This is a genomic window from Nisaea sp. (genome assembly GCF_040217065.1).
Taxonomy (GTDB): domain Bacteria; phylum Pseudomonadota; class Alphaproteobacteria; order Thalassobaculales; family Thalassobaculaceae; genus Nisaea.
Genome location: NZ_JAVJNX010000004.1, coordinates 171,135 through 195,407 on the forward strand (window position 1 = coordinate 171,135; position 24,273 = coordinate 195,407).

17 protein-coding genes and 1 tRNA gene are annotated in these 24,273 nt (G+C 60.1%); 9 read left to right on the forward strand and 9 right to left on the reverse strand.

What is annotated here, in order from left to right; all coding sequences use genetic code 11:
* The first annotated feature begins 15 nt into the window (after positions 1–15).
* A complete protein-coding gene (locus RH950_RS02345) occupies positions 16–753 on the forward strand; it encodes a class I SAM-dependent methyltransferase (protein WP_350053314.1) in 738 nt (245 codons plus the stop codon).
* A gap of 37 nt (positions 754–790) precedes the next feature.
* Complete coding sequence (locus RH950_RS02350) at positions 791–2,671, forward strand: hypothetical protein (RefSeq protein ID WP_350053316.1); 1,881 nt, start codon at positions 791–793, stop codon at positions 2,669–2,671.
* Positions 2,672–2,690: 19 nt separating this feature from the next.
* Here RH950_RS02350 and RH950_RS02355 read toward each other — a convergent pair whose 3' ends face one another.
* The gene (locus tag RH950_RS02355) at positions 2,691–4,478 is read right to left on the reverse strand and encodes an adenylate/guanylate cyclase domain-containing protein (RefSeq protein WP_350053318.1); all 1,788 of its coding nucleotides are present in this window, start codon (positions 4,476–4,478) and stop codon (positions 2,691–2,693) included.
* Positions 4,479–4,743: 265 nt separating this feature from the next.
* On the opposite strand from RH950_RS02355, the gene RH950_RS02360 reads away from it, so the two are divergent.
* A complete protein-coding gene (locus tag RH950_RS02360) occupies positions 4,744–5,454 on the forward strand; it encodes a Crp/Fnr family transcriptional regulator (protein WP_350053319.1) in 711 nt (236 codons plus the stop codon).
* A 72-nt stretch (positions 5,455–5,526) separates the two neighbouring features.
* Here RH950_RS02360 and RH950_RS02365 read toward each other — a convergent pair whose 3' ends face one another.
* Genes RH950_RS02365 through RH950_RS02375 form a run of 3 tightly spaced genes read right to left on the reverse strand, consistent with a single transcriptional unit; the run spans position 5,527 to position 7,574 of the window.
* Entirely contained in the window at positions 5,527–6,012 is a 486-nt protein-coding gene (locus RH950_RS02365) for a hypothetical protein (protein WP_350053321.1), read from the reverse strand.
* Positions 6,013–6,023: 11 nt separating this feature from the next.
* Entirely contained in the window at positions 6,024–7,247 is a 1,224-nt protein-coding gene (locus RH950_RS02370) for a hypothetical protein (RefSeq protein ID WP_350053323.1), read from the reverse strand.
* Between the two features lie 15 nt (positions 7,248–7,262).
* Positions 7,263–7,574, reverse strand: a complete 312-nt coding sequence (locus tag RH950_RS02375; protein ID WP_350053325.1) for a hypothetical protein — start codon at positions 7,572–7,574, stop codon at positions 7,263–7,265.
* Between the two features lie 694 nt (positions 7,575–8,268).
* Between RH950_RS02375 and RH950_RS02380 the strand changes: the two genes are divergently transcribed.
* Positions 8,269–12,933, forward strand: a complete 4,665-nt coding sequence (locus tag RH950_RS02380; protein WP_350053327.1) for a beta strand repeat-containing protein — start codon at positions 8,269–8,271, stop codon at positions 12,931–12,933.
* Positions 12,934–13,384: 451 nt separating this feature from the next.
* Here the strand turns inward: RH950_RS02380 and RH950_RS02385 are convergent.
* The 3 genes from RH950_RS02385 to aceA form a co-directional block, all read right to left on the reverse strand.
* Positions 13,385–13,460: transfer RNA gene (locus tag RH950_RS02385), tRNA-Ile, on the reverse strand.
* Between the two features lie 201 nt (positions 13,461–13,661).
* Positions 13,662–13,859: a DUF4170 domain-containing protein gene (locus RH950_RS02390; RefSeq protein WP_350053329.1), complete on the reverse strand. Its 198-nt coding sequence runs from the start codon at positions 13,857–13,859 to the stop codon at positions 13,662–13,664.
* Positions 13,860–13,935: 76 nt separating this feature from the next.
* Positions 13,936–15,240, reverse strand: a complete 1,305-nt coding sequence (gene aceA, locus RH950_RS02395) for an isocitrate lyase (protein ID WP_350053331.1) — start codon at positions 15,238–15,240, stop codon at positions 13,936–13,938.
* A 264-nt stretch (positions 15,241–15,504) separates the two neighbouring features.
* On the opposite strand from aceA, the gene RH950_RS02400 reads away from it, so the two are divergent.
* The 3 genes from RH950_RS02400 to RH950_RS02410 all read left to right on the forward strand — a co-directional run bounded on the left by RH950_RS02400 (position 15,505) and on the right by RH950_RS02410 (position 18,926).
* A complete protein-coding gene (locus RH950_RS02400) occupies positions 15,505–16,941 on the forward strand; it encodes a helix-turn-helix domain-containing protein (protein ID WP_350053333.1) in 1,437 nt (478 codons plus the stop codon).
* 122 nt (positions 16,942–17,063) lie between these two features.
* Positions 17,064–17,888, forward strand: coding sequence for a UDP-2,3-diacylglucosamine diphosphatase (locus RH950_RS02405; RefSeq protein ID WP_350053335.1), 825 nt, complete (start codon positions 17,064–17,066; stop codon positions 17,886–17,888).
* Between the two features lie 9 nt (positions 17,889–17,897).
* The gene (locus tag RH950_RS02410; RefSeq protein ID WP_350053337.1) at positions 17,898–18,926 is read left to right on the forward strand and encodes a glycosyltransferase family 4 protein; all 1,029 of its coding nucleotides are present in this window, start codon (positions 17,898–17,900) and stop codon (positions 18,924–18,926) included.
* On the opposite strand, the gene RH950_RS02415 is transcribed toward RH950_RS02410, so the two are convergent.
* Complete coding sequence (locus RH950_RS02415; protein ID WP_350053339.1) at positions 18,923–20,458, reverse strand: B12-binding domain-containing radical SAM protein; 1,536 nt, start codon at positions 20,456–20,458, stop codon at positions 18,923–18,925. The genes RH950_RS02410 and RH950_RS02415 overlap by 4 nt on opposite strands.
* Positions 20,459–20,607: 149 nt before the next feature.
* Here RH950_RS02415 and RH950_RS02420 point away from each other — a divergent pair, with 149 nt between their 5' ends.
* Positions 20,608–21,717, forward strand: a complete 1,110-nt coding sequence (locus RH950_RS02420; protein WP_350053340.1) for a cyclic nucleotide-binding domain-containing protein — start codon at positions 20,608–20,610, stop codon at positions 21,715–21,717.
* 9 nt (positions 21,718–21,726) lie between these two features.
* Here RH950_RS02420 and glyA read toward each other — a convergent pair whose 3' ends face one another.
* Positions 21,727–23,046: a serine hydroxymethyltransferase gene (gene glyA, locus RH950_RS02425; RefSeq protein ID WP_350053342.1), complete on the reverse strand. Its 1,320-nt coding sequence runs from the start codon at positions 23,044–23,046 to the stop codon at positions 21,727–21,729.
* A 219-nt stretch (positions 23,047–23,265) separates the two neighbouring features.
* Here glyA and RH950_RS02430 point away from each other — a divergent pair, with 219 nt between their 5' ends.
* Positions 23,266–24,264 carry a substrate-binding domain-containing protein gene (locus tag RH950_RS02430; protein WP_350053344.1) on the forward strand — a complete coding sequence of 333 codons (999 nt, stop codon included), beginning with the start codon at positions 23,266–23,268 and terminating at the stop codon, positions 24,262–24,264.
* Positions 24,265–24,273: the final 9 nt, after the last annotated feature.

Consider the following 24,273-nt stretch of genomic DNA (forward strand, 5'->3'; position numbering starts at 1 on the left):
GGTTAAGGCGCTCCAATGAGTGGAATCGACGAACTCAAATCCTACTACAAGGACTTCGATTGGCACTACAAAGGCGAGTTCTGGGCGTCGCGTTGGGGCGGCAGTGATGCGCAATGGTACTGCACCATTCTTCCTCGTATCGCACACAATCTCCCGGCGCCCAGCGTCCTGGAAATCGGGGCCGGCCCTGGACGTCTTTCGGCATACCTTGCCGGCCAGACCGATAAATTGATCTTAATCGAGATCGCGGAGACCGCAGCAGACATTGCCCAGGAGCGGTTCAAAGATGACCGCCATGTGGAGGTTTACGTCACGGACGGGCAGTCTCTCCAGCCCGTGCCGGATCAGTCGATCTCGTTCATTTTCAGTTTCTACTCTCTGGTGCACGCGGACCCGGAAACCATGGAGGCCTATGTTCGGGAGTTTGGCAGGATTCTCTCCGTGGAGGGAGCCGCATTCATCCACCATTCGAATGCGGGCGCCTGTGCGACCGATGCCGATACCGGTTTGCCGACATTCAACAACTTGCAAACCAGCGCAGCTTTCGTCTCGGGTCTGTTGCGCGAGGAGGGATTTGATGTCTGGACGCAAGAGCTCTTCAGTTGGGAAGGCGAGCCGTTTCTGACCGATTGTTTCTCGGTCTTCGGCCGGCCGAATCCGAGCAGGTCCGCAAGAACCAAGATTATCGAGAATTGGGATTTCGCACGTGAGATCGAGCGCGCCTGCGTGATGTCGAAGACCTACATGAAGTGACCCCCGGTTAGGGACAGCTGGAATGCGGAGGACAGCAATGCCAGAGCAGAGTAGAGCGGAAATTCTCGGTTATGAGGCATTTCAGGTCGGCCAACGCCTAAGGGCAAGGCAGGCTCAGGCGAAGCCATTCCCGTTGTTGGCGGGGCGGGATGTCGCCATCCGGGTTTATCTCGAACTTGTTGACTCTGACCGGTCGGTGAAGATCCGGGGGAGCTTGAAAGTCGCGGGCCTGGAGGACACGATCGAATCGGAGAGCTGGATCATCCTCTTCAAGTCCTCCGGTACCGACGAAACCGCGCGCGCCGCGCGATTGCACGAGCAGCGTCGAGATACCTCCATGGCTTTGATGTTCATTGTTCCGGGCGCCCTCGTAGAAGCGGGCACCCTCACTGTCAAACTCGACCGAATAGTGCCCAACGATGACAGCTTGATTGATCCGACCCCGGTCCTATCTTCTGAACCGCTCGTGATTGCAGAGGCCATCAAGGACGGTGTCTTCGAAGTCGAAGAAGCATCGGGATTCGGGCTGCATGTAATGGGTTTTCGCACCCTGTCGCCACTGCCATCGGGCGCGGTGATTGATGCGCCGGACGCCTTCGATTTTCGTGCTATCGAGTCCTATATCAAGCGCGCCTTCCCGATTGTCGAGTCCAAGTTCTATTGGCGTCAGATGACCGTGGATGCACCGCCGGACGTGCGGCGCCCCTATAGCGCCAGCAATGGGGATACGGTTGATGCGGTCTGGCAAGCGCGGCACGACCTCGCGTCTGCCTATCTCATGGCGCTGCGAACGCGCCATGTCACGGAAGGCGTTCATCCCAGAAAACTCTACTATGGCCTCGTTTCAGATCCGGACACTGCATTCCGAGGAGCGGTGACAGACGTCCCGCAAGATCCCGACCCTGCAGTTGTCGGGGTCGGTCCGGCCATTCGGGACGGCGCATATGGTGCACACGAGATCGCCCATATTCTGGGCGCACTCCATCCGGGCATCCCCGAGAATCAAGCGCGCGAGGACAGCCGTGTCCCAGACCAATGGGACGGGACGCTCGACGTCGACAAAGATGGCTATCACGGGTTCGACATGGGACGCGATGGCCGGCCGCAGATCTTGGACGGCACGAAGTACTTCGACCTTATGACCTATATGAGCGTCTCGCGGCGGCCTTCGCTCTGGGTGTCGTCCTATCGGCTGGAGGAACTCCGGCGCAAACTGGCAGCATTGGCCGAATGGCCGCCAGCAACCGCACCGGCGCCGCAGCAGGCGCTGGTTGTTGTCGGAACCTATGCGCTGCCGCGCGTTCGAACAGAGGCAGAAAACAAACTGCGTTACTTTGTGCCGACCCGGTCAACGCTTGCGGAAGAGATCGCCGACGGAGAAGCCGCGCTCGTCGAGATCCGGTGTGTCGATCAGGCCGGCTCGACCGTTAAGCGCTACACAGCCACTCACAAACGAAAAGAAGCCACGGATCTTCATCGCAATTCCGGCGCCTTCGCCGTGGCTGTACCCGCAACCGGAACGATTGCGGAGATCCAGTTGTGGGTGAGAGAAGAACTCGCCGACAAATATCGCCTGTCGGAAGAATCTGCGGCCGGTAACGCAACGCCTTCGCTCGGACCGCTGATAGCTCTTGAGAATGGCGGATATGAGATATCCTTGAGATGGTCGGACGGAGAACACCGGCGGCAGCACAGCTTGACCGCCGAGTTCATGCCGGAGGCTGGCGAAACGGCGCCTGGAGAGCTGGAATTCGATAAGCGGCCGAAGACGATCGCCATTGGCATTCATCCGGGAATAGAGAAGGTGTTCGTTGATACGATGAAAGTTGGGCGAGGTGCGCTGTACCGCTTCAGGATCTTCGAGTTGCAAGGTTTTGAGGAGGTCGAACTGGCTGCGGAAGACTACCGTCTTCCTTGAGAAGAAATACGTGACCCCGTCATTCAGGCAGTCCGGCGGCGAGCAGATGGGTTCGGAAAACGGCTCTCCGGTCCGGGTCTTGCAGCGGGTACCAGTCCAGAAATGCGTCGACGCCGAAACGCGGGTCCAGTTCGAGGATCTTGCGGCCAATCCGTTTCGCTTCCTCGACTTCGCCATTGGCAGACAGTGCGGCGGCCAGACTACGGAGGTTCGGCATCAGTTTCGGCGCGTTTCCATAGGTGCGCCGCCCCCATGAGACTGCGTCCTCATAATCGCCGTTGAAGTAATGAGCTGTCGTCAGGATTGAACGGTAATAGAACGAGAACGGCTCCAGCGGCGACAAGGCAAGGGCATTTCGGGCGCGCCTGATCGCCTCTTCCCCATCACCTATATAGCAATAGGTCGGCGCGCTCAGCCCCCAGGCAATCACCGAGTTGGGGCTCGTCGCCAAGGCAGTCTCGAAGGCGCCGAGCGCGCGGTCGAACTCGCCGAAGAGAAACGCCAGCGTGTGTCCGTACAAAGCGAGGGCGGTCGCGTTCGTTGGGTCGATCTCAAGTGCCCGGCGCGCATGCTCCAGCGCCTTTCTGGAGTCTTGCGCCTGATCAGTCGATTTGCTCTCGCCGACATTGAGAATGTACCATTTCGCGGTGATGGCATGCGCGTCCGCGAAATTCGGGTCCAGGTCTATGGCGCGCTCGAAGAAGGCTTTAGCCTGCCGCGAATCCGCGGGTGTCAGCCTGTAGAGATGGTCCATGCCCCTGACCATGCAGCCGTAGGCATCGAATATCTCTGTAGGGACTCCGGAGAAGCGCTGAACCTCGGATTGGCGAATACGCGGCAGCAATGCGTATGAGACCTCTCTTGCAATCCGCTGTTGCACCTCGAACAGGCTGCCGGTTCCGAATTCGAAGCGCTCGCTCCAGATAACCACATTCCGGTCAGTGTCGCTGAGTTCGACCATGACATGGAAACTGCCGCAGGACTTCATAAGGCGTCCCATCAGGAGGTATTGGACGCCTAGCTGCGTGGCAATTCCCAACTTGTCGGATTGGTCACCCGACAGGGTCAATGTGGTTGCGCTCGACGTGACAAAGACTTCGCGCAGCGAGGACAGTAGAGAAACAATCTCGTGGACCATGCTGTCGGCAATGAACGCATCGGCTTCATCGAGCCCGATGGCCTTCATCGGTAGCACGGCGATGGATGGCTGATATCCCTGTCGACCGCTTGCGGAAGGGAGCGGCTGCCCGGATTTCACGACTTTGAATGCCCTGATGCGCCGTTCGATGTTGCGCAGTTGCAGAAAACCAAGGTCGGTCTTTTGGAAGTCGATGGATGAACGTGCCGCTTCTTCGACACTTGCGGTGACAACAGTACCGCCGGGATCCGAGAAGCCAAGCAGACGCGCGGCTATATTGACCCCTCCTCCGTAAATATCGTCCTTCTCGGCGATATAGTCGACGAGATTCACCGAGGCCCGAATACGCATCGTCGGACTGGCATTTGATCGTAGAGCCGACAGCCCGTCATGAACATCGAACGCGCATTTGAGTGCGCGATCGGCGCTCGCAAAAATAGCAAGCAGGCCGTCGCCTGTACTCTTCACCATTCGGCCTTTATTGTCCTCAAGTGCAGGAGCAACGATGTTTCGGCGCGCGCCCATCCATCTTGCATGGGTGGCATTCTCATCTGCTTCCATCATGGCCGAATAGCCGACCACGTCGATAAAGAGCACCGCCGCCCGTGTCCGGCCCAGAGCTTCGAGCTGACCGAAATGGCTGGAAGTCTCTGATTCTCCAGCTCCCATGGTTCGGTCTCCTCAAAATCGCAGCAACGTCCTGCACCGCATGAATGATACCGGCGAGTTTCGTGTCGAGCAGAAGCGTTCGACGTTTGTGTGCGGTCTGGGCACGGTGAAGTGAACACACTATAGCAAGATGTTTTAGTCAATTTTTACTCGTAATTTTCGGGGAAAGGCCGTATTTTTGCTTTAGTACAGATGCTGACTAAACTTTGAATTGTAAATTTCGATTGGAATACATTCCAAATCGCAGGGCATTTTGGGGGAGCCTATGCTCGAGGCCGATAGCCGCTTACTTCGGGCGATGAAGATATTCGACGGCCTAGAGGCCGCTGCGATCAAGGCATTCTCATCCCAATGCCGGACCCTTCGTTACCGTAAGGGACGTCAAATTCTCGGCCAACAGGACGACACGAACGATGTGTTCTTTGTTATTGAAGGCACCGTTCATCTCGTCGGCTATTCCGGCTCAGGCAAGGTCGTGTCTTTTGGCGATATCGGCCCCGGCGGAATAATCGGAGAATTCTCCGCAATTGACGGACTGCCGAGGTCCGTGAGCGTGACGGCGCTCACGGATTGCGAGTTGGCGCGCACGGGTTCGACAGTCTTCCGTGACTTCCTGTCGAATCAACCGGGCGCCGCCCTCAAGGTACTTGAAGCGATTGTCGCCAAGACCAGGAGCATCAATGATCGGGTGTTCGAGTACAGCACGCTCTCGGTGGATAATCGTTTGCACGCGGAATTGCTCCGCCTTGCTGAGATGAATGGCCTTGAAAAGGGCAGTCCGGGCCGCGTGACGGTTATTTCCCCGGCACCGACGCATCAGGAAATCGCGATGCGGATCAGCACCCATCGAGAAGCTGTCACAAGGGAACTGAACCGTCTGGCGACGGAAGGAATTCTAGGGCTGAGTCGCCGACGGATCGAATTACGCGATCCGGATGCGCTTCGCGGGATACTGGCTCACGCCCAATTGGAATGATCCGGGATAACTGGAAAAGAAAGTGCGCCGGCCCCTATGACCGAGAGACCGGCGCCAGGAGGTGGGGAAGGCTCATCCAGAGAACCCGGTCTGCCCGCCGGGCTTGAAACGTGGCGGTCCGAGTGTGCGATTCGAACCTGTCCGGTTTGTTTTAAGCTTCCCCGCGATTTCCAGCGCCTGCAGGGTCTTTTTAGCATCGCGGGTTCCCTTACCCATACCAAGCACGTCCTGGAACACTCGCATCAGACCTGCGCTGCCACCTGCAACGAGCAATGATGTTACGATCATGCCCAGCAGCGTCGGACCGGTCTCCGGTGTGGGATAGATGACCTCCAGAATGTCGCTCTCATAAATGAACACAATCAGCGCGGAAAAACCGAGAGCAATCCAGGGCTTGAAGTTCCGCAAGGGGCCGTTTCCGGTGACAAGTCCCCGGACCGGCCTGGCATCGAACAGAAATCCGAGAACGCGCTCAACGACCGATGCCACGATTATCAGGCCTCCAACAAAGACCAGGATATCGCCGAGCTCTTTTGTCATCGAAACATCAACTGTCATCGGTCATCTCCCTAGAAGAACAGTCGGGACAGGCTGCCGAACTGGATGTCCAGACCGACCCGAATTGCTTGTTCGTCCTTGAAAGTCGGAGCCTCTCCGCCGTCCCGGTACGAAACCACCAGGTCCGTGCCCGACCCTTCGGCCAACGGGTAGCGAACAGTTCCAAGAAAACGCTCCTCGAAGTCCCCTTCCTCGAGATCGAGGAACCCTTTCCACCGCAGTTCGGCTTTGAATGCATAAGGAAGCGGGAAAGCCCAGACGATTTCCGTATCCCATCGGTTCGCCGCTTCGAACTCTTCGTCTTCGATCTCGTCCCGCAACTCGACGGCGTAGGTGTATCCGGTGAGTATCTGAGCTGCGTGACCGGAACTTATTCTCTTGCCCGCGTCCGTCGAGGCTCCGAAGGCCTCGACAATCCGGTCGGTGTACGGGATTTGCGTCGCGTACTCGATCTTGCCCACATAGTTAAGTTTGTCGGCTTCCTGATCGCTTTCGATTCCCAGAGGCGAGATTCGGAACGCATTGACATACTCCCGCTTATTAGCGGCCCACGGCTTAAGGAAATATTTGAAAGCAACGCCAGCCTCGAATGTGCGATCGAAGTCTTCCTCTCCATCGTCGGCGCCGAACTCGCCCGCGAGATTCACAGTTCCGCCGAAATTGTACGGCATCCCGTCGAAGAGGCATTCAAGCCGGTAACTTGCGTCAAGCTTGAGCCCGATGGTGGCGGACCCATCGCCGACCAGCGGCGCGAGGTTCAGTTTTCCGGATGTGGCGTTGTTCTTGGCGTCTTTCGCCTCTTCACTGACAGATGTGGCCAACGCCGCCGGATGGCCCGCAACCGATACCTCGTATTTACCCGTTTTGGGCTCGATTTTGCCGAGGAGCTCGTAATTTGTGTACTGCTTGTATGTCACACCCGGATTGTTGGGATCTTCGAGTGTGCGACCGAAGCCGACGCCTTCGACGATTTGGATTGGAATTTCTTGCTTGGTTTCCATGTCGAGGATTTTGAAATCGGAGCGTTTGTAGTTGCCGTCCTTCGGTTCCAGGTTTTCGACAAGGATATAGAACTCGTTGACGCATTTTGTTTGGTATCGAAAGTCACTCTTGAGCCAATGATGTCGAATGGATGCTTGCGGGTTGGCCGCATTGGCCAGGTTCGTGACAAGCATGCTGAAGACTGCAAGGACTGTGGCCGCGACCGCAACGAGGGAATTTGAATTGATAATCATTTATTCGACCCTTTCTCATGCAGTCTCTTTCAGCTTTAAGCCAATGAAATCAATCAATGATTCCCATTCTTCGTCTTTATTTTCGATCAACCATGAATGACCGAAATCCTGAATGAAGTAATTCTGGTCTTGAAAGGCGTTCTGGATCTTCACGGCTAAGGCTTCCCATAAAAACGTATCCCAGCCTTCCAAAGCACCCTGTTCCCCGAGGGTTTCGCCGATCTTGGTGTCAAAGAAGTCTTCCATCGTCGGCGCACCGCCTGAAGGAGTGCCAATGGAACTCATAATGGTTGAATATGTCAGCGCCCTTGCCTCATCGCGTGTCATGCTCGCCTCCTTTTCATCGACCTTGGAACGGTCACGCCAGGAGCATCTCTCAAAGGACACTCCTATACCGGTCATCATCCTGGCGGAGAGGAAGGAGTGCAGTTGCAACACTCACCCGATTTTGGTGAGAATCCACACGCTCAAGACGTGTAGTTCCATGCGTGAGAACCGCCGATCAGAACGGAGAATTGGACGCCGTCGGCTCGGCATTGGACCAATGGGCTAGGTGGAGTCGGACCTCTCCCGGCCGGAACACCGACTGCGCCAGATGAACCTGAATGCGTCCTGGTTTATGTCGATGGTATCTTGAACTTCCGAGAGCGACCGGGAACGCTGGCCGGGCAACGATCGCCGCAGCAAGATCGGCTTCATCACGCGGGGCCTCGACAAGGCCGCCGCCGCGCCCTTCTTCCAGACATTGCGGAAACTTCAGCGCATCGAGCCGACGGCACAGCGCCGCTCAGCCAGTAACAGCGTAACAATCTACGGACAAAGCACCGACGCTCCCGAATTTCTGCTGCAATTGACGATACTCGGTCGCCAAATTACACGCTACCGGTGTGTGAATTCTCACTAAAACTGAGTGAGTGTTGCAACTGCACTCTTTCTTCTCTGCCTGGATAGTGACCGGCAATAGGAGAGTCCTTTGAGAGGTGCCGGTTTTACAACCGGCCGCAGGGAATGGGAGAGCGACATGGCGACGATCACGGGTGATGCGGGTGACGATACTCTTAACGGCGGCGCAACAGCAGAAATCTACTTTGCCGGCGACGGCGACGATGTAATCAACGCAGGAGGCGGGAACGATACAATCTTCGCCGACGGCGACAATGACACGGTCTTTCCGGGCGACGGCAACGATATCGTTTATGGCGGGTCCGGTAATGACCAGGTTCGCGCAAGCGATGGGGACGACGTCCTTTACGGCGATAGTGGCGACGACTGGCTTGAGGGCGGCGCCGGGAACGATACCCTGGATGGCGGCGCGCAGAACTTCTCCGACGCGGCCAACTACCTGAACGCATCAGGGCCTGTGAATGTGGACCTCGGGGCCGGGACAGCAGATGACGGCGAAGGCGGCACCGACACGCTGATCAATATCGAGGATGTCTGGGGTTCGGCCAACAACGACACCATCTACGGAAACACCAGCACGAATCAGTTTCAGGGCAATGCCGGCGACGATTCCATGGTCGGCACCGGAAACGGCTATCTCAACCATTTCAACGCCAGTGGCAGTGTCGTCGTCGATCTGGAGAACAACACGGTTCAGGACGGCCAGGGCGGGACGGATTTCGTCTCCGGTATTCCTAACGCGCAAGGAAGCGCCTTTAACGACACCCTGATCGGCGACGGAAACCAAAACCTGTTGCAGGGAATGCAGGGCAACGATGCCGTTTCCGGAGGCGATGGCGACGACGTTCTTCTCGGCGATGATTTCAATGCGAGCTATAGCGGCGACGACACGCTCGACGGCGGCGCGGGACGCGACACGCTGAGCGGCGGTCTTGGTGCGGACATGATTTATGGCGGCGCCGAGACCGATGAGATGCGAGGCACTGCCGGAGAACTCGACGGTGACCATTTCGCCGATCTCAATACCGGCGGCGACAGCGATTACTTTATCGTCGAGGGCGCCAATCTCGAAGCGGCCGATTTCCAGGTGACGGTCAACGCCGGGACCACCACGGTTGTCATCGACGAGGACAATGACGGCACGTCCGAGTCCACGTTCACGGCCAACGGCGCGTTTCAGGTTACGGACGTGCAGGATTTCGGCGCTCGCAGTTACTTCGAACTGCGGGAAGTTGGGACTCCGACGAACGGTGACGACTCGCTTCAGGGCGGGATCGGCGACGATACGATCGACGGCCTTGATGGTAATGACACCATCATTGGTCAAGGCGGCAGCGACAGTCTGGTCGGAAATAACGGCAATGACATCATCGAGGGCGGCGACGGCGACGATACGATCGAAGGCAATAGCGGCCTGGATACAATTCTCGCCAATGCCGGCAACGATGTCGTGAGCGGCGGTGACGACGCCGACCAGATCAACGGCGACCAGGGCGACGACACCATTTATGGCGATGCCGGCGACGACAATATCTCCGGCGACACGTTCGGCATTTTCAGCAACGGCGATACCGACGGGAACGACGTTATTTATGGCGGTGCGGGCGCGGACCTCATCCGCCCAGGATACGGCAACGACTATGTCGATGGCGGCAACAACCCCCAGTTCCAGGGTGACGCGGTGTCTTATGAAGGGCGCGACGCTGGCGTTTCCGCGGATCTTTCGGGCGGTCAAGTAGACGACGGCGGCGGCGGGACCGACACTCTGGTTGGGATCGAGGGTTTCCTCGGTTCTGGCGGGAACGACACGATCGTCATGGGTTTGGATACGCAATACGTCCTCGGCCGCGGTGGGGCCGATTCCATCACAGGGTCCAGCGGCTACATCGAAGGCGGATCCGGCAATGACACGCTGGTCGCGACCGGAAACCAGTTCAATGTCAATTACCGCGACAACGAATTCGACACCCAAGGCCTTGGCGGCGCGGGTGTCACGGTCGACCTGTCCGCGGGAACAGCCATCGACAATTGGGGTGATACCGACAGCCTGGTCGGAGTCACGCAGGTGGCCGGCTCCGATACCGGCGACGTCATCAACGGTTCGAGCGCCAACGAGACGCTCGACGGCGGCGCGGGCGACGATCTGGTCTCCGGCGGCGGCGGCTCCGACTTCGTCCTGGGCGACGGCTTTGACGGCAACAGTTTCGGCAACGGCAGCGGGAATGACACGCTCGATGGCGGTGGCGGCAACGATGTTATGATCGGCGGTCTCGGGAGCGACGTGATCGCGGGCGGCGCCGGGCGCGACGAGTTCCAAGGTACGGCTGACGGGCTCGACGGCGATACCTTCACGGACGTCAATGTGGGCGGCGAGAATGACTATTTCGTCTATGATGGCGCCGAGCTCGACGCTGACGATTTCCAGATCAGCAGCGACGGCGTGACGACGTCGATCGCGATCGACGAAGGCAATGACGGCGTGGTTGACGCGACATTCACGGTCAACGGCAACCTGCAGCTTTCAAACATCTTCGATGCGAGTTTCGATTCCAATGTGCGGACGGGCTTCGATCTCACGAATGTCGGCTCGGCGACTCCGGGAGACGACTTCCTGCTTGGCAGCGCCGGCGACGATACCATTGATGCGCTGGCGGGCAATGACACGATCAGCGGTCAGGGCGGCAACGACAGCCTCGTCGGCGGCGAGGGCGCAGACAATCTCTTCGGCGGCGACGGCAACGACGTGCTCGACCTTGGAGCCGGAAACGACGACTGGTTCGACGGCGGAGCCGGCAACGACACCATTATCATGGGCTCAGGAGACGATTTCGGGCAGGCCGGCGCCGGTGACGACTACATCTTCATGGGCAACAACGGTGTCTACGATCCGGTGACGGGGTTCGACGGTATTCGCACGGGTTCCGGCAATGACACGATCGATCTCCAGAACGATGCCGGCTTTTTCATCCTCGATTACCGCTCGAACGGCGACGCGATCAACATGGACTACGATGCCGGGATCGTCTCGAAGGGCACCGAGGGTACGGACACGCTGGTCAACCACCTGATTGGAAACGCGGTCGGTGGCGTCAACATCCGGGCGACGAGCCAGGCGGATGTGATCGATACGAGCGGGACGGCGCCGGGGGCGATAGGCATCCTCGATGTGCGCGGCGGTGACGGTGACGACACCATCATTGGCGGCGGCGGCTCGGGTTCCTTCACCCGGGCCGAATACCGCGACGCTTCCGGCGGGGTCACCGTCGATCTTGGAGCGGGAACAGCAAGCGGCGCCGGCATTGGCAACGACGTGCTGATCGGCGTCGAGGGCGCGCGGGGCAGCAGCTTCGACGACGTCCTGATCGGCGACGGGCAGGCCAACGTGTTTCGCGGCAACAGCGGTGACGACACGATCGACGGCGGCGCAGGCAACGACAGGATCACCGGCGAGGCCGGTGCCGACGTGCTGACCGGCGGGGCGGGCAACGATCTGTTCAAAGGTTCGGAGTCCCATTTCGCAGGCGACACCATCGCGGACTTCAGCGAGGGTGACGCGATCCTGATTACCGGCGCCGATTTCACGGGACTTGGGGGTACCGCGGCCGGGAATATCTCGATCGGCGGCGGCACATTGACCCTGACCGGCGTATCGGGTGTGTTCAGCGCGACGTTCGACGGCACGGACACCACGATCACCTTGGCGGCATCTCTTCCGAGCCAGGGCGACGACACGCTAGTCGGAACCGACGATCCGGATTCGATCCGCGGCGGTCAGGGCGACGATGTCATCCTCGGCGGCGACGGGGCGGACACACTCAACGGCAACCAGGGTGCCGACAGCCTCGACGGCGGCACTGGCGACGACAGCCTACATGGCGGCCAGGGAGACGATACGGTTTCCGGTGGCGCGGGCAATGACGAAGTTCGCGGCGGCAGCGAAAACGACGACCTTGACGGCGGCACCGGCGCAGACACCCTGCGCGGCAACCTGGGCGATGACAGTGTCAATGGCGGCGACGGCAATGACAATCTGCATGGCGGTCAAGGCGACGACACCGTGATCGGTGGCGAGGGCAGTGACTCGATGCATGGCGGCCAAGGCAGCGACAGCCTCGACGGCGGTGCCGGCGACGACACGCTCCGGGCCGGAACAGGCAACGATACGCTGCTCGGCGGTGCCGGAAATGACGAACTGCGCGGTGGTTCCGACGCCGATGTCATTGCAGGCGACTCCGGTGCGGACTCGATCCGCGGCGGCGGAGGCAACGACTCACTGGACGGCGGCGACGGAAACGACACTGTCCGCGGCAATATCGGAGACGACATTCTTCTCGGACTTGACGGGGACGACGACCTGCATGGCGGCCAGGGCAACGACACTCTGTCCGGCGGCGGCGGCAGCGACGAGCTCCGCGGTGGCCAAGGGGATGACGAGCTGAATGGCGGCGTGGGGAACGATACGCTTCTCGGCAATACTGGGAATGACGTGCTCGATTCCGGAAGCGGCTCCGACAGTGTCCACGGCGGTCAAGGCGATGATCGGATCCTGTTTACTTTCTCGGAGAACGAAGGCGCGATCAACTTCATCAACGGCGGTACGGGCAACGACACATTCGAACTCGGTCTCACTCTTCAAGAGCAGGGCCGCGCCGACGTCCAAGCGGATCTCGCCGCTCTGCAAGACTGGATCGACGACGGGTCGCGCCGCACTTTCGAATTCGACTCGATCGATCTCACTTTGCGGAACGTCGAGAGCTACAGCGTGATCGACATAATCCTTTAACCATCTGCTCTCAAAATATTTCCCCATATCCCGAGAGCGATTGCCGGACATTCCTCATGGAGTGTCCGGCAGTTTTTTTGCACTTTTTTGAAACGAAAGAGCTATTCGAAGTCCATGCGGCTCAAAAGGGCTCCGGCGCGCGTTTCACATGAACTGCCCGGGGGCCTGGGAATTCCGACAGTTTCGCTCGAGATCCACTGGGGCCACCAACCTGATTCCCGCGCACTCAAAAAGTTCGTTTGCCCCGGATAGCGTTCGCCAGTCGTCTCCAGCGAAATTCTCCACCGGCGCTTTCCAATAACCCCAATCACGTCGCGGAAAATGCCGCGCTCGCAGCACCAAACAGATCCATGCTTCGTGATGAACTGTCCGACCAATTCCCCCCCAGTTGGAAAACCGGAAACCTAGTGATGACCGTCACTTACATCAATTCAATAGGTTGGGGGAAAGGTGGTGGGCCCGGAGGGATTCGAACCCCCGACAACACCGTTATGAGCGGTGCGTTCTAACCGCTGAACTACAGGCCCTATTCCGGCGGAAAGCACGGGAGAGCTGTTATGCGCACCCGAACCGGTGCCGTCAACCGGCGAGCGTATGCCAGGGACGGCATCCGCAAAAAAATGCCCGGCCATCAAGGGCCGGGCAGTCAGGCTTTTGTCGGGCCGCAGATCAAGAAACGACCCGAGCCGTCAGGGATTGATCCGTCTGGTGGGTGGTATAGCGCGGCGTCAGCCGGCGGCGCCTTCCCGGACGATGGTGTAGCGCGCCGTGCAGATGCTGCGGGTCTCGCTGGCGATGCGGTCCCAGACCTGCCGGGCCTCGCTTTGGTCGCCGAACGGGCCGAACATTTTCTCGGTACCGTCGATCAGCTGGCTGAAGCGGGTGTCGGTATATTCCCCGCCGATGACCCAAAAACGATTGCTCATTGTCATTCTCCTCTGTCTGAAGATGTCCCCGAAGCGCCGGCGGACGGGATGCCGTGCGCCGGTATCTGCGGGATCTTTATTCCGCCGCCGTGCGGGCAGCTTCCTCGTTGCCGTGGAACTGGGCTTCCTCGGTCGAGCCGGTCAACGCCGTGGTCGAGGAGGCATCGCCCTTGATTGCCGTCGCCACCGCATCGAAATAGCCGGTGCCGACCTCGCGCTGGTGCTTCGTCGCGCTGTAACCCTTGGCCTCGGCGGCAAATTCCGCGTCCTGCAGTTCCGAATAGGCCGCCATGCCGCGGTCGCGATAGCCGGAGGCCAGCTCGAACATGCCGTAATTCAGGGAATGGAAACCGGCCAGGGTGACGAACTGGTACTTGTAGCCCATGGCCCCGATCTCGCGCTGGAAGCGGGCGATATCGTCCTTGTCCAGATTGGCCGTCCAGTTGAAGGACGGGGAGCAGTTATAGGCCAGCATCTGGTCCGGAAACTCCTTGCGGATGGCCTCGGCGAAGCACTTGCACTGTTCAAGGTCAGGCGTAGAGGTCTCCATCCAGAGCAGGTCGGAATAGGGCGCATAGGCCAGCGAACGGGCGACGCAGCGCTCGAAGCTGGTGCCGTCCTTCAAACGGAAGAAGCCTTCCGCCGTACGCTCACCGGTCAGGAACGGCCGGTCGCGCTCGTCCACGTCACTGGTGACCAGCTTGGCGCTTTCGGCATCGGTGCGGCAGATTACCAGCGTCGGCACACCCTCGACATCGGCCGCGAGACGGGCCGCGTTCAGGGTGTTGATGTGCTGCTGCGTCGGCACCAGAACCTTGCCGCCCATATGGCCGCACTTCTTTTCGGAGGCGAGCTGGTCCTCGAAATGCACCGCCGCCGCACCGGCATCGATATAGGCCCGGGTCAGCTCATAGGCATTCAGCGCGCCGCCGAAACCGGCCTCGCAATCAGCGATGATCGGCAGCATCCAATCGGTGCTGTTATCCCCTTCCAGATGGTGGATCTGGTCGGTCCGCAGCAGGGAATTGTTGATCTTGCGGGCCAGCTCCGGGCCGCTGTTCGCCGGATAGAGGCTCTGGTCCGGATACATCGCCCCGGCGACATTGGCGTCGGCGGCAACCTGCCAGCCGGAAAGATAGACTGCCTTCAGGCCCGCCTTGGCCATCTGCACCGCCTGGCCGCCGGTAACGGCGCCCAGAGAATGCACATAGGCTTCCTCATGCAGGCTCTTCCAGAGCCGCTCCGCGCCCTTGCGGGCCAGGCTGTGCTCGATGCGGACGGAACCGCGCAGGCGTTCGACATCGTCCCGGCTGTAGTCGCGCTTCACACTGTCGAAGCGGCCGGACGCGGTCAGGGTCAGGTTTTCGAAATCCTTGGACATTGATGCTCTCCTCTGTTGCGCGGCGTGGCCGCCTTGTTCGGAACCGGTACGCCGGGAGGTATCGACCCGGTGTGCACCGCAACACTGACAAGACCGTGCAACGCGAAATGGAGATCGTCCATAAGCCATTGAATGTAAAAAAGTAAATCTGTCACACTTGTAAAATTAAAGCGCCGCAATTTGAAAATCATGAAAATCATTGTGCAGGCGCGAAAGACCCATAAGGTGGAGAGACGCCCGCCAATCAGACTGAGGGAACAGGGCATGACAGCGCTAGACCGCAAGGCGATGCTGGGGCCGAAGATCCGCCGGTTCCGAACCGATCTCGGCATGAGCCAGACGGAAATGGCCGGCGAGATCGGCATCTCGCCGAGCTATCTCAACCTGATCGAGCACAATCAGCGGCCGGTCACCGTGCCGCTCCTGTTCAAGCTCGGCCAGGCCTTCGACTTGGATCTGAAACAGTTCGCCGAGGATGACGACGCCAAGACCGTCGCCGAACTCGCCGAGGTGTTCAGCGACCCGCTGTTCCAGGACCAGCCGGTGCGCCCGACCGAGCTGCAGGAATTCGCCGTCCGCTCGCCGAACGCGGCGCAGGCCATGCTGCGGCTCTACCACGCCTATCGCCAGGTCTGGGAGAATGCCCGGGCGGGCTCCACCGCCACCGGGCGCGATCCGCTGCCCGATCCCGGACAGCCGCTCTCCCCCGTCGAGGCGGTGCGGGACATGCACCAGCGCGAGGCAAACCACTTTCCGGAGCTGGAGGAAGCCGCCGAAGCCCTGTGGCAGGTAGCCGGGCTGGAGCGCAACGACCTGTTCCGAGGCCTGGCCCAGCATCTCTCCCGGGAACACGGCACTGCGGTGAAGGTAATGCCGGTGCATGTCATGACCGACACGCTGCGGCGCTACGACCCGCACGGCCGCCGCATCCTGCTGTCCGAAGCGCTGCTGTCGTCTGGACGCTGCTTCCAGCTCGCCTCGCAGATCGCCGCGCTGGACCATCGCGACCTGATCGCGGGCATTGTCGACCGGTTGGAGCCGGCGGACACCGAAACCCGCAACCTGCTGGTCGTCGCGCTCTGCAACTATTTCGCCGGCGCCGTGCTGATGCCCTACGAAAGTTTCCGCACCTCGGCCCAGGAGCTGCGGTACGACCTTGAACTGCTGCGCCGCCGCTTCGGGGCCAGCTTCGAGCAGGTATCGCACCGGCTGACCACATTGCAGCGCCCGGGCGCGCGGGGCATTCCGTTCTTCTTCATCCGGGTCGATGCGGCGGGCAATGTCTCCAAGCGGCTCAACGGCGGCGGTTTCCAGTTCGCCCGCTATGGGGGCACCTGCCCGCGCTGGGTGGTGCACGAGGCCTTCCGCACGCCGGGCCAGGTGCATACCCAGGTCGCCCGCATGCCGGATGAAACCACCTTCTTCACCATCGCCCGCACGCTGGACAGCGCCGGCGGCTGGCACCAGCAGCTACAGCCGCAATTCGCCGTCGGTCTCGGCTGCGAGATCAAGGATGCGAAACATCTGGTCTATGCAGACGGGCTCGACCTGCCGAAGGCGACCGGCGCCACCCCGATCGGCGTCAGCTGCCGGCTATGCGAACGGCTCGATTGCAGCCAGCGCGCCCACCCGCCGCTGAACCGGACGATCCGGGCAGATCAGCACATGAAGAGGGCCTCGGCCTTCACATTCGAGAACTAACGGAGTGACCTAAAACACATCAGGAACATGCTCCCGGCCGAAAAATGGCCCCGGCCCCCGGAGACGGTCTATGATATCGGAAATAAACCATAAACTTAGAGCGCCCCTGAACAGGCAAGCATGTGACAGCAGTCCCGACAGCGACTCCGCACCGAAAATACCGCGCGATCTTCATTTCGGATCTCCATTTGGGGACGCGGCATTGCCAGGCTGATCTCTTCGTCGAATTCATGAACAAGCATGAAGCGGACCGGATCTATCTGGTCGGCGATATCGTCGATGGCTGGCGGCTGAAGAAGTCATGGTACTGGCCCCGGTCTCACGACGATGCCGTTCAGATGATCCGGAAAAAAGCGCATCTCGGCACAAGGGTTTCCTACATTCCCGGCAATCACGACGAGTTCGTCCGGCGGTATGCCGGCCGCAGGATTGAAGGGGTGGAGATACTCGACCGGGCGATCCACACGACAGCGGACGGCCGCCGCTATCTGGTGACCCACGGGGACCAGTATGACGTGGTGATCCAGAACGCCAAATGGATGGCCTATCTCGGGGATTGCTTCTACGAATTCGCCCTTTCGACAAACACCTGGCTGAATTGGGTGCGCGGGCGCATGGGGCTGAAATACTGGTCGCTCGGCGCCTTCGCGAAACGGCATGTGAAGAGCTTCGTCAACATCATCGGCGATTTCGAGACCGTGGTCGCAAGAGAGATCCGGGGCCAGGAGCTGGACGGCGTGATCTGTGGCCACATCCATCACGCCATGAGCCGGGAGATGAATGGCATTCACTACGTCAATATCGGCGACTGGGTCGAAAGCTGCACGGCGATCGTCGAGCACCATGACGGCGCCCTTGAGGTGCTTTACTGGGAAGAGCTGTCGCAGGCGCTGGAGCACTATTCCGAGCCCGCTCTCGACCCGGAATATGACAAGCGCGTTTTCTAGGGTTGAAACATGACATCGATACTCATCGTCACGGATGCCTGGCTTCCCCAGGTCAACGGTGTTGTCCGTTCCCTGCAATGGACAGCCCGCGAGCTTGAGAAGATGGATGTCCGGGTCGAATTCCTGTCGCCGCAGGAATTCGCGACCATCCCGTGCCCGACCTATCCCGACATCCGGCTGTCCCTGACCCATCGCCGGGCCGTTCAGCGGCGCATGGCCGCGTATGACTGCGAGCATCTGCATATCGCCACCGAAGGCCCGCTCGGGTTGCTGGCGGCCGCGGCCGCGCGCCGCATGGGGATGCCGTACACAACCGGGTATCACACACGCTTTCCGGAATATGTGGAGGCACGCTGGCCGCTTCCGGTTTCCTGGTTCTATGCCTGGTTCCGCAGATTCCACAATCTCGGCGGCGGCTGCATGGTGGCGACGGAAACACTCAGGCAGGACCTTGAGAGCCGGGGTTTCCGGAACCTGAGGATGTGGTCGCGCGGGGTGGATGCGGATCTGTTTCGCCCGAGGGACGACTCCGTGCTGCCGCCGGATCTGCCGAGGCCGATCTTTATCAATGTCGGGCGTGTTTCGGTCGAGAAGAACATCAAGGCCTTCCTGGATCTGGACCTGCCCGGCTCGAAAGTCGTCGTTGGCGACGGCCCGCAGCTTGCCAGCCTCCGCGCGGACTATCCGGAGGTCCATTTCACTGGCGCCAAATCGGGCGAGGATCTGGCCAGGCATTTTGCCAGCGCCGACGTCTTCGTCTTTCCCTCGCTGACGGACACGTTCGGTCTGGTGCTGCTTGAGGCGCTGGCCTGCGGCATTCCGGTTGCCGCCTATCCGGTCATGGGACCGCGCGATGTCATCGGCGACAGCGGCACCGGCATTCTCTCCGAAGACCTTGGCCAGGCCGCCCTGGACGCCCTGCAAATCCCGGCGGACCGGTGCCGGGCCTGGGCTCTCAAATACAGCTGGGCTGCCTGCACACGGCAATTTCTCGATAATGCCGTCGCCGCGCAAACGTCACAGAAAACCGGGCCTTAACTGGCCAGCGCGACATTTGTGGTTTTCGCCCGTGCCGTCAGAAGCTCTTCCGTCAGCCCGCCCTCGGCATCGGTGATCTTCAGAGGCTCGAAACACTTCTCGAACTTGGACGGCAGCGGGACCAGCGGCGTGTAGGCCGTGCGCAAGCCATCGCTCATCGCGCAATAGGTCAGCGGCGGCTCCTTGCGGGACTGGCTCATCTGCCGGATGTTACCGAGATTGATCTTGCCGCCGAAGCGATGCAAAGGGCGGATCATCGCCAGGGCCGTCTGATCCCAGTCGAAATGCCTGCGCCAGTGCCAGGCGTGCCTCACCGCATGGCGGGCCAGAGCGCGTTTACGGCCCTTGAATTGCATGAGATCGGCGACAAAGGGCACGACTTTCTCGAGCGGCTCCATCGGCCATTCGACGACTTTCTGCCCGTCCATGTCGCTGAGCAGAAGGTCGGGCATCAGGCGGCCGGCCCGGGCCGCCTCGTCGAAATAGGGTGTGCCCAGAATGGGAATGGTCAGAGACAGCAGTCCAGGCAGGGGGATGGTCGGATCGTCCAGCACCGCGTTTAACTGGCTGTCCACCTCCGCGATGGTCTGCTGGGAGAAGTCGGCGATCATTCCATAATCGAAGAACATGCCGTTCTCGGCGCACAGCTTGGTCAAGGCACGCGGGTCCGACGTCACGCTCTGCTTCTTGTTGAAGGATTTCAGAACCTCGGGATCAAGGGATTCCACGCCGGAAAACACGGCCTTGCAGCCGTTCCGGGCCATCAGGGCGACATTCTCCGCGCGCTTGAAGAAATCCCCGGTGACGAGGGCGCCCCAGCCGCGAAACTGCCCTGCCCGCCAGCGCTCGCCGATCAGCTCGACGCGGCGCTCGAAGCTCTGCCGGTTGTTGCCGTAGAAATTGTTGTCCAGAACCATGACGCCCAGCACGCGCTTCATGGCGTCGAGCTGGTGCGTGATGGATTGCTCCGAATGGGAGACATATTTCCTCTGCTCCCCGGTCAGGGAGCAGAACGAGCAGGCGAAATTGCAATTCTTCGTCGTCTCCAGATAACCCAGTCCCATCGAGGGCACGGCGAGATCGAACCGCGGCGCGCCGGTTTCGGAGATATGGGACCGACCGAACGCCTCCGCGATGACCTGTGCCATCTCCTCGACGTCACCCTGGCAGGCATAATCGAAGGTCTCGGCACACAGGCTGGGCAGGGCCCGGGCAATCGGGCCGCCGATGGCCGTGACAACGGATGGATTGGCGTTCCTGAAATAGGCGGAAAGCTGATGCGCCCGATCGAAGGCCGCCGTCAGGCCGGTGAAGATGACCATGTCCGGCCAGTCGAACAGCCGGGTATCCAGCAGCGCGCCGTGGAACACCTCGTCCCAGACACGCACATCAACAAGATCCGCGTTGAAATACCCCGCCAGATAGTACGGCGCCATCGCCCGCGGGATGAACCAGCGCGTCGGCGTCGCGGAACGCCAAGGATCGAAATAGGCATTGATGATCAGAACATTCTGTTTGCTTTTCAAACTCATACCCAAAATTCAGATCGACGTTCCGGAAGCCCTATCACGAAAGGTTATTCAACTCTCGCGGTTTGGTCTGTGGCATTGTCCGGTTGACAATAACCGCTACGATGGGCGGATATCCGTCCCCGTTTCACGAATTTGATCCGAAGGTCTTCATGGAAGACGTATCCCAGAACATTGCTCAAACCCTCGGCGCGCATCCTACTTTCGCGAAACTCAGCCCGGAAACCATACAAGCGATCGCCTCCGTTTCAAGAATGACGGAAGTCTCGCCAGGCGAGCTGATTGTCCGCGAAGGCGACGAAAAGACGGATCTGTTCCTGTTCGTGTCCGGTGCGGCCGATGCCGTCAGGGAGTCCAGTGACGGAGAGACTGTTGTCCTCAATTCCATCGCTGCCGGGGACTGTATCGGCGAGCTGGCATTCCTCGACGGCGGGAGCCGGTCGGCATCCGTCCGGGCGACAACGCCCTGCACGCTGATCATGATCCCGGCGGACGCCCTGCAGAATGCCGCAAATGCCCCGATGGTCATTGGTGAGCTGAAAGGCGCGCTTGCCTCCGTTGTCGTCAAGCGGGCGCGCAGCCTCAGCGATGAAATGCTCGCCTCGCTTCGCAAGCAGCTGGAAATCAAGACGATCCAGAATCAGTTCGGATACTTCCTGATCTTCACCATCGCGATCTACATGATCTCGACGACGCTGTTCTATCTGGTTGCCGAAGACTACGTACAGGACATATACGATCCCGGCTTTTCCTGGCAGACCGTCGTCTTTCTGGCCATTCCGTGCCTGCTGATCATAAGAATGATGCGTATCCCGCTGGCCGATCTGGGCATCAGGCGGGAAGGATTATGGCAATCGCTCCGGGAAACGGTCGTCATCTGCGTGCTCATCACCATTCCCGTCGCCATCTACCTTGTCTGGTTCAAGCCGGAATCGGCAGGAAACGCGCCCGGCGCAAGTGTCGATACGTTCTTCCTCATTCAGTATTTTCTGCACACGGTCGTGCAGGAAGTCGGCTCGCGCGGCCTGCTTCAGGGGCTGTTCCAGAAATTCCTCGACGACACCAGGGGCCACCGGGCCGTGTTGCTGACCAGTACGATTTTCGCGTCCCTGCACCTGACATTCGGCGTCGATGCCGTCGTGATCACGTTCTTTGCCAGCATCATTTTCGGCTACGTGTATTTGCGGCAGAAGAACCTGGTCGGCGTCACACTCCTTCACTATTGGCTCGGCGTCCTGGCAGCGGTCGCGGTCGCTTTCTAGGGTCTCGCATCAGTCCCGGATGAAGTGGATCCTGTCGAACCGCTTCCGCAGGGCCGCCACTTCGGGTGCCAGCGCCGACGGATCGTTCGCCTTCAGTGCACGGATCACATAGACCGCAATCTCCGGCACATCCGCCACGCCGACACCCCAGCGGACCAGCTCCGGCACTCCGATGCGCAGTCCGTTCAGATCGCCGTCCACCGGCGCAATGGGCAGGCCGATACCGCAGGCGAGAAAGCCTGCTTCATAGAGTTTCTTCGAGGCCGTCTGGCCGCCGCCGAACGCCGCAGCCTCGACGGCGAACTGGTGCGAGCCGGTGAAACCGCGCTCGGCCGCATGCACCGGCAGGCCGCCCTCGGCAAGCGCGGCGGCGAAGGCCTTGCTGACCGCGACCATCTCGGACGCGTAGGCAGCGCCGAATACGCGCCAGTCGAGCAGGGTGATGGCGAGCGCGGCCGACTTGCCGGCGTCGAAATTCGCCGTCATGCCGGGAAAGGCGATAGCATCCAACGTCTCGGCAAGCGCGGCATCGTCAGTGACGATCAGCCCGCCCGCCGGACCTCCGAGGCTCTTGTAGGTGCTCATGGTCATGAAGTGAGCGCCTTCCTTCAGCGGGTTCGGCCAGGCGCCGCCGGCGATCATGCCGCATTGATGTGCGGCATCGAACATCACCTTGGCCCCGACCGCATCCGCTATTTCGCGCACACCAGCGACGGGGTGGGGGAAGAGATTCAGACTGCCACCAACGGTGATCAGCTTCGGACGGACCCGCGCGGCCATTTCCCTGAGCCCGTCCAGATCGATGGTGAAATTGTCCGGGTCGATCGGCGCCTCGTTGATCTCGAGGCCATAGAGACCGGCACAACCGGCGCTGAGATGGGTTACATGACCGCCTATCGAGGCCGGCGGCGCTATGATGGCGTCGCCCGGTTTGCAGGTCGCCATGAAGCCGTAAAGATTTGCGATGGCACCAGACGGCACCCTGATCTCGGCGAAGCCGGCATCGAAGACTTCCGCCGCCAGCTCGGCGGCGATGACTTCGATTTCCTCGATTGCCTCAAGCCCCATCTCGTACTTGTCGCCGGGATAGCCAAGCGACGGCCGGCTGCCGAGCCCGGCGCCGAGGGCCGCTTCGGCGCGCGGGTTCATCACGTTGGTCGCCGGGTTCAGGTTGAAACAGTCACGTTCGTGGATTTCCCGGTTGCGCATGATCAGTGCGTCGATCCGGCTTGCGATCGTGTCGGCGCTATCGCCGGCCGTCTGCTCTGCCAGTCTTCCGGTCCGTGCCTCCGGTCCGTCCGGGACCCAGTTCCGCTTCCGAAGCCTCACCTTGCATCTCCTATATTGCACTGCGGCGACTTTGACACCCTGGTCAGGCATGCCGCAATGGGATTTGCGATTGGTCAGGTAACCGGAAATCACCCCATTCACCCGAACCTCCACAACGCCAAGTCGAAAACAGCACGCGCGACGCGTGCGTCGCCGAGTACACTCATGTAGACTGTGCGAAAGGCAAACCCGTGGACCGGCATCCATAGGGAGCGACGCGTGCGGAAACTACTCAATATCCTGACACTGGCCTCAGCTCTGATTGCAGGATCATTCGGTCCCGCACCGGTTGTGGCGCAAGGTGATCAGCAGTTCATCGAACTGGAGGCGTTTCTCAGGGCCAATCCTGACGAAAGGGGCAAGTCTGCGGCCTTCGCGGAACTGGTCCAGAAAGCGGCAATGCCTCTTGGTAGGCCGGTCGACACCCCTGTCACGGTTCACATTATCTATCCGGGCCTGCAGGAGCAGACCATCGGTAAAGTCCTCCGGGAAAAGCCGGATTTCCTCATCTTCACGCTCGACGCCTTGAGACATAAAGGCATGATTTCCCGGGTTCTGACCGCCGGGCACACGAAAGTGATCCTGCAGAACATCACGACCCCACTGACCGATCTCGGCCCGCCGTCACCGCTGCTCTATGTCGGCTTCGACCACGGTGTCGGCTCAAGAATGCTTGCGGACGAGCATATCAGGCGGGCCGGCAAGAATGCGCGATATGCGATATTTTACGGGCCTGTCGGATATGTCAGCGAAATGCGCGGCGGAACATTCAAAAGAAGGATTTCCGCGCTGACAGACTACGAACTCGGTGCAGAATATTATGTCGGTTTCGACCGGACCCGCGCCCGCAAGGCGGCGCTGGACCTGTTTGGGACGGACACGGATTTCAGCTTCGTCTTTGCCGCATCGACGGACATCGCCCATGGTATTTCAGACGCGTTGGGCGAACTTGACCTGCTGGGAGCCGTCACGGTCAACGGTTGGGGCGGCGGCAGCAGCGAGCTGGCGGCCATCCGTAACCATGAAATCGATTTTACGGTAATGCGCATGAATGACGACAATGGCATTGCGATGGCCGAGGCTGTCCGGATGACCATGGAAGGTGAGATGCACAACATCCCTCAGGTCTATTCCGGCGCGTTTTCCATGGTGGACCAAACAACCTCGGACGACATGCTCGAGACACTGATCGACCGCGCGTTCCGGTACTCAAGGTAATAGTCATTT